The sequence below is a fragment of the Methanobrevibacter sp. 87.7 genome, from assembly GCF_002208625.1.
GTDB lineage: Archaea > Methanobacteriota > Methanobacteria > Methanobacteriales > Methanobacteriaceae > Methanarmilla.
In genome coordinates this window covers 1-13,180 of sequence record NZ_MRCT01000036.1, presented here as the reverse complement: position 1 = coordinate 13,180, position 13,180 = coordinate 1, and the positions used below count along the sequence as shown (strand labels likewise).

Sequence of the window (13,180 nt, the reverse complement as noted above, 5' to 3'; positions counted from 1 at the left end):
GCTTTAAAATATAAAAAAACTATTAAAATTTAATAATTAAAAAAATTATAAAAAAATAGTTTCCTAAAAAACCATTAAAAATTAAAATTTAATAATTAAAAAAATTATAAAAAAATAGTTTAAAATTAAAAACTATTTAAGAATAATCTTATTTTCTTTTTTATTATCATCAACTTCTAAAATTCTATTTACTCCACTTAAATATGCTTCAATACTTGCATTAATAATATCTGGTTCAGTTGCTCTTGCAGAAAGTATTGTATCTCCTTTTCTAAGTTTTACAACTACATCAATAAGTGCATCTGCACCACCAGTAATAGCATCTACGTGATATTCTTCAAGTTTAACATTAGTAAATTCATTAATACTACGATTTACAGCATTAATTGCAGCATCAACAGGACCTAAACCCATACCTGCTTCAATAACTTCTTTATCATCAATTTTCAATTTAATTGAAGCAGTAGGTGTAACTTTATTACCTGAAACTACAGTGAATTCTTCAAGATTAACTTTTTGTTTTAATTCTTTTTCTAAAACATTATCTGCAATAGCTTGTAAATCTACATCAGTAACACATTTACCTTTATCACCAAAAGATTTAACTTGTTCAAATATTTTATGTAATTGTTCTTTATTAACTTTAATACCTAATTCTTTAAGACGATTATTTAATCCTTTAGTTCCAGTATGTTTACCTACTACAAATTTCCTATGACGACCTAATAATTCAGGAGTAATAGATTCATAAGTAGAAGCATTTTTAATAACACCATCTGCATGTATACCAGATTCATGAGCAAATACATTTTCCCCAACAATTGCTTTATTAGGTTGTAAATAAACACCAGTTAATCTTGAAACTAATTTTGAAGTATTATATAACTGATTGATTTTAATATCTGTAGTATATTTTCCTTCATAAAGATTATTAAATGATACAATAATCTCTTCAAGAGCTGCATTTCCTGCACGTTCACCAATACCATTGATTGTAGAATGGATTTCAGTTGCACCACCACGAATAGCTTGTAAAGTATTAGCAACAGCAAGACCATAATCATTATGACAATGAGCACTTAAACTTGAATCTAAAACTGATAATTTCTTATAAAAATCATATGATTTCTCAGGAGTAAGAACACCTACAGTATCACATGGACATAATCTATCTGCTCCACAGTCAATACCTGTTTGAAATGCTTTAATTAAAAAATCAATATTAGTTCTTGTTGCATCTTCAGCAGAAAGTTCAACTGTTAAACCATGATCTTTAGCATATTCAACATTTGATACTATACTATCAAGTACTTTATCCCTAGTAGATTTTAATTTATAATTAATATGAATGTCACTTGTAGGTACAACAAGATTTACTGCATCAACATCACATTCTAAACATGCATCAATATCTCCTTGAACAGATCTAGCAAAACTTAAAATCTCTGCATCAAAACCTTGTTTAGTAATATTTTTAATAGCTTCTTTTTCTCCTTCAGAAGTAATGGCAGAACCTGCTTCAATCATATTTACTCCTATTTCATCTAATTTTCTAGCTATTCTTAATTTTTCACTTGATGTAAGTGAAACACCAGGAGTCTGTTCTCCATCTCTCATGGTTGTATCTAATATTTGAATTTTCATATTAATCACTTATAAATTTTATAAAATAAATTAAAATAATATTTGTAAAATAAGATATAAACTTTTATTCTAAATAATTATATAAAAGCATAATATTAAAACTTAATTAAAAAAATAATTTAAATTTAAAAAAATAATATTTGAAAGATATTAAAATTTAAAATCTTAAGTTATTACAGAAATAAAAACCTTCAAAACTCTATAACAACTACAAAATCTAAACATCCTGAGCTATCACAGAAATAATACGAGTTAAACTTCTATGTACTTTAATCTCATACCTTTCTAATAATTTAAACCCTATTTCATCTAAATATTTATCAATATCAACGAAATGTGGACTAGCCATAACTAAAAGTGCATCTTTTTTCATATTCCTTTTAATTGCAACTAAAAAATCTTTAAAAATTAAATCATCACGACCACCAGTAGTTGTAGAAATACCATAAGGTGGATCAGTTACAACTGCATCACATAACTCATACATATTTAATTCATTAATATCTACTTTAAATGTTTTATAATCTTTAATTCCTAAATATTCACAGTTAATAGCTGCACCATTTTTCATATTCCAATCAACATCAGTACCTACAACACGTGCACCAATTAACCCTCCTTCCATTAAACTTCCACCAGTTCCACAAAATGGATCAAGTAATAATTCTCCTTTTTTAATTCTTGAAAGATTAACCATACATCTTGCAAGTTTTGGAGACATACATCCAGGATGGAAAAATGGTCTTTTATGAGGTTTAAAATCTTGGAAATACTTTTTATTTAAAACATAATCTTCTTTAGTAATATAAACTGTATTTTTATAAATAATTAAACGTACTTTAGTACCTGGATTTGATAAATTAACTTTAATATTATTTGAATTATTTAAAATAATACTACCAATATGTCTTTCACATGCTTCAACATCTACATTACTATCAAAAGTCTTAGTACGAACTGCAAATGTTTCATTTATAATATTATCCCAATCAATAGATGCAATATCATTATCTAAATTATCTAAATTAGAAGTTAATAAAACATTATTAATCTGATGAGTTAAAGCTAAACGTTCTACAAGACGTTTATATGTATAATCAAAATCATCTTCTGGAATAGAACTTAATATAACAAGTCCTGGTCTTAATTTTTCAATATTACAATTAAAATTTTCAGCCTCAATAACTGCTTTAAGTTCTGCAATAGGCAAAGTTTCATGTTCTTGAGATTGAATTAAAAGAAGTTCCATAATCATCACTCTATAATATAAATAATAAAAAAATACAATTAATATAAGAAAAATATAATATTTAAATAAGTATAAACTAAATTCAAAATACTAAAAATCCTACTAATAACTTAAAATTAACCATAAATACTTAAAAATATTACTAACAAATAAAATTAACCATAAACTAAATTCAAATAATTAAAAATCTTAATAATAAAAGAATATAAAATTAATTCCAAATATTTGAGATTTTACTTTTAAGTAAAGTAGGAAGTATTTTAAATAATAAACCTGTTTTTAAAAACTCTTTAACAAGTAAAGATTGTTTATCCATATCACCATATTTAGAAATAAATTCTTCACCATTATTTAATTTAACTTTATCAAATAAATAATCTAAATCTTTATTTGATAATGAATTTAATGTTTTATGTACTTTCATCTCATTATTTAATTCATCATTAAATAGTTTATTAAATTTTTTAGGATATTTATTTAAAATATTTAAATCATCTTTAATTAATGCTTCAACAATAATATCTGAAAGTATATTAACAGTATTAAATGATAAAATTAAACCTCCACCAGTAGTAGGTTTAACTTGACTTGCAGCATCACCAATTAATAATGCTCTTTTATTTACAATAGTCTTATTTTTATCATAAATTGGAATATAACCACGATATTTTTCTAAAACTTCATAATCAGAAATATTTAAATTAGAATTTTTAAAAATACCTTGAGATTCTAGAAAATCATCTATAATAGCATTTTGTTTTTTATAATCTTTATTAGAGAATAAACCAATTCTATAAAGATTATCACAAACAGGAATAAACCATAAAAATCCAGGTAAAACTTCCTCATTTATAAAAATATCCACATATTCCTGGTTAAAATCCTGATTTATTTTAACTAAATATTGATTAGCATTGTAACACTTAGAAACATTATTTAATTTTTTAGAAACTATAGAATTACATCCATCAGCCCCAACAATAATTTTAGATGTAATATTTCCTCTATTTGTTTCAATTATTCCTTTATCAATATCAATATTTAGAACTTTATGTTGCATAAATAATTTAACATTATTATCTTTAGCATGTTTTGATAAAAATTGATCATATGCAACTCTATCAATAATAAAAGCAGCAGTACTATCTTTTTCAACTTTTAATAATTTATTTGGAGAAGAAAGATAAGATCCCTTAACTTCATTTAATATTAAATCAGAAGGTAATTCATTAATATCCAAAATATCCTTACTTAAAATACCTGCACATTGTAAAGGATAACCTATAATCTTCTTCTTTTCAATAATACAGACAGATACATTATTTTTTGCTAAATTATAAGCTAAAGTTGAACCAACAGGACCCCCACCAATAATTGCTACATCAAAATCAAAAATCATTATTTTATCCTTTGTATTTTATAAAAAAATATTAAATTAAAAAAGAATATTAAAAAAATAGAAAAAATAATTAAAATTTAAATTTACGGTCATGTTTTGCTAAAACACTATCTCTTGTTTTAGGATTTTTAGATTTAAGTTCTTCATGATGTTCTTCATCAATTTCTTTATCTTCATTATATTTTCTATTTTTGTTTGAATGATGATTATATTCGTCATTTCTACGTTTTTCTTGATAAAAACTATTATCTTCATCATATCCATGATATCTAGGATTAGATTTAGATTGTTTATCATATCCATGATATCTTACTTTAGATGTATTCTTACTATTATCATATCTTGGATTTACATATTCATTATGATTTTCATTTCTAGAATATCTTGGATTAAACTCTTTCTCTCTAGAATATCCACGACTAATATCCTCATAATCATTAAAATCATCTTCTCTAGAATATCCACGACTAATATTTTCATATCTTGGATTTTCATGATTATTATAATTTCTAGGAGGATAATAAGAATTATTATCATTTATTTTAAGATGATGTCTATAATCATCATATCTTTGAGAATAATCATCATTAGAATATCTTGAATATTCATTTGGATAATACTCTTCATTAGAATATTCATTACGAGAATTATCAAAGTTATGTTTATTTATTCTACGTCCTTGATAGTTAATTCCAGATTTATTTCTATGATTATTTACTAGATTATCATCTTTAAATTTAATGTTTCCATCAAAGTTTCTAACAGCTTGATTAATGGTTTCATCAAATTCATTAGGATCTTGATAATCATTATAATAAATCTCATTATCTTTAGGAGAATTTAATGGTTCATCACTTAAACCATAAAATGAATTATCCTCTTCATAATCGGGATAATTCTCTTTAATATATGAATCTTTTATAGGTCTAGATTCATTATAAAGAGTAGCTCTATTATAATTTGGATTATAAGATTCACCATACCTATAATTTTCATTATAATCAGGCCCATAATTAGAATTATATCTAGAATCATTAGGATAATTTTCTTCAGGTCCAAATCTTGAACCTTGTAAACCAAATGATGGTGAATTATTCATTCCATTAAAAATAATCTCTTCAACATCTTTAGGATAATGAATATATTTAAGACTTACATCACTATTATCATATGCACTCATTATCTCAATTGTACCTACACCTAATAATCTTTGAATTAAAGATTGAGATACATTAATATCTTGAATATTATGAAATGACATATATGATTTATTTTGTCTTATGATACCACTTTTAGATATAATTCTTTTATTTGTAATAATATAATTAACAGAATACCATTTTAATAGTTTAACTATAATCCAAATAAGAATTAAAAATACAATACCATAAATAGCTAATGCTATAAATTGACCAATTGGTTGTTGAATAAAATCAAGTGAATAAGATTGTATTTCAGATACAGAACTTAAGACAGTAAGTGAACTACCTAAAATAAAAGAGATTGCAAGGATACCTAAAATTATACTTTTACAACTAAATATAAAACTAGGTTTACCCTCATACAAAACTTCTTCATTAGCTAAATTTTCATCATCATCAAATATCATTGTATAGTTATTTGTTTATTTACTTTAAATAATTTTTTCTTAATATGTAAATTAACTATTTAAAATTAAAAGAATTATAAATTTTAAAAACTCTAAAAGAATTTAGAAAAAATAAAACTTAAAAAATAAACTAAATTAAAATAATATAAAAATAGCTAAAAATAATTTAAATTTGTTTAAAATAGGTATAAAAATTAAAATACAGAATAAATAAGATTAATAAAATAAATAAACTAATTAAAAACATAAAATAAGTAAAAACAAGGAGATTAAAAGTATTAAAAATAGTTAGAGATTTTAAAAAAAATAAAAAAATAGTCATAAAGACTATTTTTAATTAATTATAAGTTTAGAGGTTACAGATTTAGCAGCAAAAGTACTATCACCAGCAAAAAGAGTAGTTACAACATAAGTTCCTTTTTTAGTAATTGAAACTTTAACAGTAGCAACACCTTGAGAATTAGTTTTTGCTGTATAAGTTTTACCATTAACAGTAACTTTAACAGTTCTACCAACAGCATTTACATAAGAATTACCAACAGCACTTTTACCTTTTAAAGTAATTGTTAATGTTTTAGTTTGTGCACTTGCTTTATAAGTTTTTGATGGGACAGATATTACTGTAGGTTTTTTAGTTATAGTAATTTTAGCAACTTCAAAATCACCAATATAATCATCATCAGTTAAAAATGCCATAGCAAAGGTATAAACACCAGCATAAGCAAGATTAATTTGAAGTTTTGCAACACCATTTGCATCAGTTATTAATTTATAAACTACACCATTAAATCCTATTTGAACAAGTTTATTACTTAATAAATTACCTTCAGAATCTACAAGAACAACTTTAAAGTAAGCTCCTCTTTCTCCTCTATAAAAATCAACAGCAGTTTGAGTCATATTAGAATATAATATTTTTGTTGTTAATTTATCAGGACCAACAATATTGATAACAGCAGTAGATACAACAGTTATATATCTTCTACTATTAGTATAATTTCCAGTAATAAGGTATACTCCATTTTTATTAAATGTGTAATTAAATGAAACTTTACCTTCATTAGATGTAGAAGTGTAGTTTTTTCCATCAATTTCAATAATAATATTACCACCAGATATTGGATTTCCACGATCATCAGTTAAAGTTGCATAAATAAGTATTGCTTTACCTTTTTTACTAGTAATTGTATTATTATCTAATATTTTAAGGTATGTGTTACCTATTCTCATTGCATTATAAATGTATGAACCATTAACAGCTGTAGATGAATACATTCTATTGCCATATAATGTAGTAATACCATTTGAATATATTACTCCACCTATTTTAGCACTACTATTTGTGAAATTATTATCTCCAATTACAACAACATCATTAATACCTTGAGTGTATATTGAACCACCCATATTAGTAGCTGTGTTTTTATTAAAATTGGAGTTTATTACATTCATAGCACAGTAATAACCATAGATTGCACCACCATTTGTAGCTTTATTATTTGTAAAGGTACAATTGTTTACAATGAAATTTGCATATTGTGAGTAAATAGCTCCACCATTAGTTCCAGTATTGTTAATAAAACTAGAATTTTCAACATATAATGCATTATCAGTATCTAAGAATTGTTTACGGCTTACACCAATAGCACCTGCATCATTATTAATAAATGTAGAATTATATACATTAAGAACTTTTGAAGCAGATAATATGTTTAAAGCAGGTAAATCATGAGTATTTTCTATAATAGTATTAATAATAGTACTATTACCATCTTGATAATTAACAAGAACTGAACCATATGAATTATTTACATAAGTATTGTTAACAACTAATACTCCACCACTATTTCTAAATGCAGTTTCACCATTACCTGATTTATTTGAACCTGCAACTAAACCATTATTTAAGAACCTACAATTATTAACATAGACTTCTCCACCACTTAACATTATAGCTGGATTAGTCATACCATCAAATGTTTTTGAATTAGTGAAATTAGAGTTATTAATATATACTATAGAATTAGTATTATAAATGTATCCTCCAAATCCACCACCAGTACCATTATCAAATAAACAGTTATTTACTGTTAAGAAAGAATCAGTTACATGGATAGCAGAACTTAATGCAATATTATCTTTACCATTAATAAATTTTATATCATTTAATGTTAAATTTCCATTAGATATTACATTAAATACATTATATGAATTAGATCTATCAAGATATACTGGTCCATTATATGAACTTATTGTTAAATTCATATTGGAAATATTGTATAAACCAACTAAATAGCTACCTTTAAGAAGATATATTGTTGATTTTACTTCATTAACATAATTTAAAGCATGACCAATTGTAGCAAATGGATTATTTAATGAACCATCACCACTTAAATCACTACCATCTACAGAAACATATACAATATCCATTGGAACATAAAATTCATATGTGAAATTTAATACTTGATTATCAATAGTAGCATTACCTTTAACAGAATCTGTAGCTCTAAATACTCCTACAATAAGAGTATAATCATTTTCATCTGATAATTTACCTGAATCAATATCTAAAACAGCATTTTCAATTTCAAAATTAACTTCTATAGGTTTAAGATAATCATCAATTGAACTTAAATCATTAAGTTTTAATGCAACAGTTATATTATCTTTCCATGAATGTCTTAATGTAGTTTTATTAGTATTTAAAGTTGAAATTATCCAATTATTGACAATTACATTACCATAAACTGTATTATCATAAGCACTTCCTTGGTTTTGACCCCACCAATTATAATTAGCAATAATTTTACTAGAATCAAGACCATAAATTGCAGAACCTTTATTAGCAGAATTATCTACAAATTGAGAATATGAAATATTTCCATAAGAAGTAGAATCTCCATAAATAGCTCCACCATTAACTGCTTTATTATTTTTAAATACAGATGAAATAACAGTTAAATTAGAGTTTGAACCTAAAATAATAGCTCCACCATTTACTCCACTAGCATTTACAAAACTAATATTATTAAATTCTACAGAGTATCCAGAACTTATATTGAATATAGAATGTAAATTAGAACCAGAAATAATAACTTCACTATTTTCATATGGTTTAATTAAAGCATTTGCTGAAATAGTTAATAGATCTAATGGATAATATACTCCACTAAGTAATTCAATTCTTGAATATCCAGTTTTAGAATTTAATTTAGTAATTGCTTCTTCTAAAGTACATGGATTACTAAATGTACCATCACCTTGACCACTTATAGCAGAAGATGATACATAGATAGGTAAATGATTAACAGTTATATTTTGACTTAATTCTTGACCACCTTGAAGTGTAGCAGAAATAATCATTTTTCCAACATCATTAGAACTAAATACAGCAGATGCACTATGACTAATACTAGAATCAGAAGATATTAAATTACCACCTATTACATTAAAAACTATTGAAATACTTGGTAAAATAACATTATCACTAATCTCACTTCCTTTATTAGTTATAAATCTAATTTTAGCATTAACATTTTCACCAGTATTAACAGAATCTTTATCAACTGTTAAAACAGGAATATACCAAGTACTAAAACTTACAGATGAAATATAATCAACAGTTAAAAAGGTTTTATCTGGATTATTTACACCCCAATAATTATAATCAATACTTTGTGTTCTACCATTATTTGTATAAAATGGATAGGAACTACAATTAATTATAAAACAGTTTCTTAAATTAGGTACTAACATACCATGACCATAAAACATACCACCTTCAACAGCAGCATTATCTAAAAATAGGGAACTTGTAACTGAAAAAATACCCATCATTGCATTTCCACTACTAAAGAATACACCACATTGTTTAAGAGCAGTATTATTTATAAAAGTACATTTATAAAATGATGTAGCTAACATTAAATTTGAAACATCTGCAACACCACCATTATCTGCATATCCTCCAGTTAGAATAATATTATTCATTGTAAGACTAGACATAGAACCAAGATCTAATAATCTTGTTACACCATGTCCATTAATAACTACATGATCATCATAACCAGTTATAGTAATTTTTTTGTTAATAATAAGTGGATTATCAATCATATAAGTACCATTAAGAACATTTAATGTTCCACCACTTTCAGTTTTATTAATACCGAACTGTAAAGTACCATATGGATTATCATATGAACCATCACCAGATTCATCATTACCATCTACAGAAACATAAATTTCATTAGAATTAGAATCTTCTTTTTGAATTGATGAATTATATGAAGAATTTAATCCAATATTAGAAACATTATTAACAGAAGAACTAACTATAGTATTAGATTCATTTAAAGATTGGGTATTATTACTAGTAGCTGAAACACAAGTTAAAGATAAAGATAAAACTATCAAAATCAATAATACCAACAGTATCTTATTGTTCTTCACCAATTTGCCTCCTTGATTATTTTGAATAAATAATTGCCATAAACATATCTAAAGTTTAAAAATACTAAAAATTAAAACAAACTTAAATTATTAAATTAAAATAGTAATTTTATTAGATAAATAAAGGATATCATACATTATTTATAAAAATTAATTTTAATTAAACGATATGCATAATATTACATATTAATAACATAATATAAATAATTTAATAAAAGGTTTTTAAAAATAAATATTATTATTTTTACTAAAATAGTGTATTTAAAAAAAACTTAATAAATAATTCCTTAAAAAAGTTAAAAAGATAATTAAATAATTTATTAAAAAAAACAGAATAAACTCAATAAAAAAAACAGAAATAAATTTATTAAAAAAACAGAATAAACTCAATTAAAAAAATAAAAAATAAAAAGAATAAAAAAAACTTAAAACTATAAAAAAAAAAAAAAATAAAAAAATAAAAAATTAACTATTTCTTATTTTACTAATACTTTTTCTATAGTATATGCAAATACTAATAGCAATTATTAAAACTACTAAAAATTCCCCAATTACATGCATGAAGTTATTTCTATCTAAATCAATATATTTTAAGACCTGAGATGCAGGAGAATTAGATTGTGAACTTGAACCAGATTCAGAAGCACCATCTTTATTAGAATTCTCTTTAGAGTTTTCTTCAGAAATTGGATTATTAACTGAACTTTGAGAAGATGCAACTGCAGTTGCTGCAGCTGAAATACCTATAAATCCATTAACACCAGTATTTGATCCAGAAATTCCACTATTAGAATTTGAACCTGAACCAGATTCTCCATTACCATTTCCATTATTTGCAGTACCATTACCAGAGTTATCTGAATTACCAGATCCACCATTATCAGTACTATTAGTTCCAGGAATATTTCCATTATTATCATTAGGATGATCTTCATTATGATTTTTATCTACAGTAGTTTGATTCTGTAAATGTCCAGGATCATATGTTGTATCATCATCAGGAATATAACCTGGTTGATTTAGTTTATAAGTAATAGAATTACTTTGATAATCTACAGTAACAGTTATAGTTGAACCATCCATTCCTTCAATATTAAAACTAGAACTACCTGAATTAACACCTGCTGTTTGAGAACGACCATTATCAGTTTTATAAGATAAAGTTAATGATGGAAGACCATTAACAACGGTACCATCAGGATTATAAAAGGTTACTTGAGAAAGATAATTACCTATTTGTTTAACACCAAAAGATATTAACCCTGCTCTAATTTTAGGACAAATATTTGCTTTACTTGTATCAGATGTTCCAAACCAATTATTACCAATTACTAATCTTCTAGAACCAAAATCATATTCTGTTTCCCTAGCATCTACTTCACGAAAAGTATTTCCTACAAATGAATTATAACTAATATCTTGAGTAGAAGGAGCAATATAATCTTTAGCAAATTTAACTCCAGAACCTGTATTTTTACGTACATCATTATATTTAATGTTAATAGAACCTATTTTATTTAAAAGAATACCATTATTACCATTATAACTTACAGTATTATTTAAAATATGTATTCCATCACCTACATTAATAAGAGAAATACCTGCATTCTTATTATTAGATACATTATTATTAGAAATAATAATATTTGATGGCCCTTTTCCATAGATTAAATCGTTTAAAACCTCATCAGCATAAATACCATACTCATTCTTAATAATTGTATTGTTTATAATATTAGTATTATTAGATTCACTAATACCTATAGCAATACCATTACCAGATAAAATATTATTTCTAATATAAGTATAATTATTTTCACCAACAGTAATACCATATTTTAAATTATTGTAAATACGATTATTTTCAATAAATAAAATATCAATATTTTCACTGTCAATTCCAACTTTAGCAGATGTAATATTGTTATGAGAAATATTAATATTATTTGAATCAATAATATTAATTCCATTACCAATATCATTATTTATATTAAATCCCTTAATAAGAACATTACTTGTATCTTTAATAGTAATTACAGGTAATCTATTATAAGAATCAAATCTAGTTCCAACATTAGAAATTAAACTTAATTCTTTATTTATTACTAAAATAATATTACTATAATAAGTACCATTAAATACAAGAATATCTCCAGGTTCTGCTTTGTCAATAATACTTTGAATTTCATTAGATTTCAATCCATTAGGAATATAAATAGTTTTATTTACTTCCAAAGTATTTGAATTAAAACTATTATTATCAATAATAGATGAACTCTTATTATTAACAAGAGGTTCTTTTTCTATAATACTCTTATTATTACTACTTTTACTAGATATATTATAATTAACAGAATCTAGATTATTAGATGTAACTGAATTATTTTTAATTATTTTACTATTTGGAATATTAGTATTTAGATTATTAGTACTATTATTCACTGTTTCTACACTACTTGTTGTTAAATTAGCCCCAGTATCATTTGAAACTTCTCCTGCAACAGCAAAAGACACTGAAAATAATAGTATTAATATTAAAGACAAAGATACTAATATTTTATTCAGTTTTTACACCTCCTTTATAATTTTAAATTTTATAAAGAAGTATATTATTTAATAAAATACATACACAATAGACTTTTATATCAAATGTTAAATATATACATTTCGAAATAAGTAAAAATAATACTATAAAAAATAATTTAATAAAAATAAATATTTAAAAAACTTAAATAATTTAATATTAAATTTAAAAAATAAAAAATAAGAAATTTAAAAGATAAATTAAAAAAAATTAGAAAAAAATAAAAATCGTATTGTAATAGAT

Annotated in this window: 6 protein-coding genes; all 6 read right to left on the bottom strand. The window is 24.0% G+C overall.

The annotated features are described in order from the left end of the window. Positions 1–132: 132 nt before the first annotated feature. The 6 genes from BGI41_RS02935 to BGI41_RS02910 all read right to left on the bottom strand — a co-directional run bounded on the left by BGI41_RS02935 (position 133) and on the right by BGI41_RS02910 (position 12,897). Positions 133–1,644: a (R)-citramalate synthase gene (locus BGI41_RS02935; RefSeq protein ID WP_088538753.1), complete on the bottom strand. Its 1,512-nt coding sequence runs from the start codon at positions 1,642–1,644 to the stop codon at positions 133–135. A gap of 217 nt (positions 1,645–1,861) precedes the next feature. After that, positions 1,862–2,893, bottom strand: coding sequence for a TIGR01177 family methyltransferase (locus BGI41_RS02930; protein WP_088538752.1), 1,032 nt, complete (start codon positions 2,891–2,893; stop codon positions 1,862–1,864). A 211-nt stretch (positions 2,894–3,104) separates the two neighbouring features. After that, the gene (locus tag BGI41_RS02925; RefSeq protein ID WP_088538751.1) at positions 3,105–4,292 is read right to left on the bottom strand and encodes an NAD(P)/FAD-dependent oxidoreductase; all 1,188 of its coding nucleotides are present in this window, start codon (positions 4,290–4,292) and stop codon (positions 3,105–3,107) included. A gap of 70 nt (positions 4,293–4,362) precedes the next feature. Continuing rightward, positions 4,363–5,901, bottom strand: a complete 1,539-nt coding sequence (locus BGI41_RS02920) for a PH domain-containing protein (protein WP_088538750.1) — start codon at positions 5,899–5,901, stop codon at positions 4,363–4,365. Between the two features lie 333 nt (positions 5,902–6,234). After that, entirely contained in the window at positions 6,235–10,323 is a 4,089-nt protein-coding gene (locus BGI41_RS02915; RefSeq protein ID WP_143744772.1) for a hypothetical protein, read from the bottom strand. 495 nt (positions 10,324–10,818) lie between these two features. Continuing rightward, positions 10,819–12,897 carry a right-handed parallel beta-helix repeat-containing protein gene (locus BGI41_RS02910; protein WP_088538748.1) on the bottom strand — a complete coding sequence of 693 codons (2,079 nt, stop codon included), beginning with the start codon at positions 12,895–12,897 and terminating at the stop codon, positions 10,819–10,821. Positions 12,898–13,180: the final 283 nt, after the last annotated feature.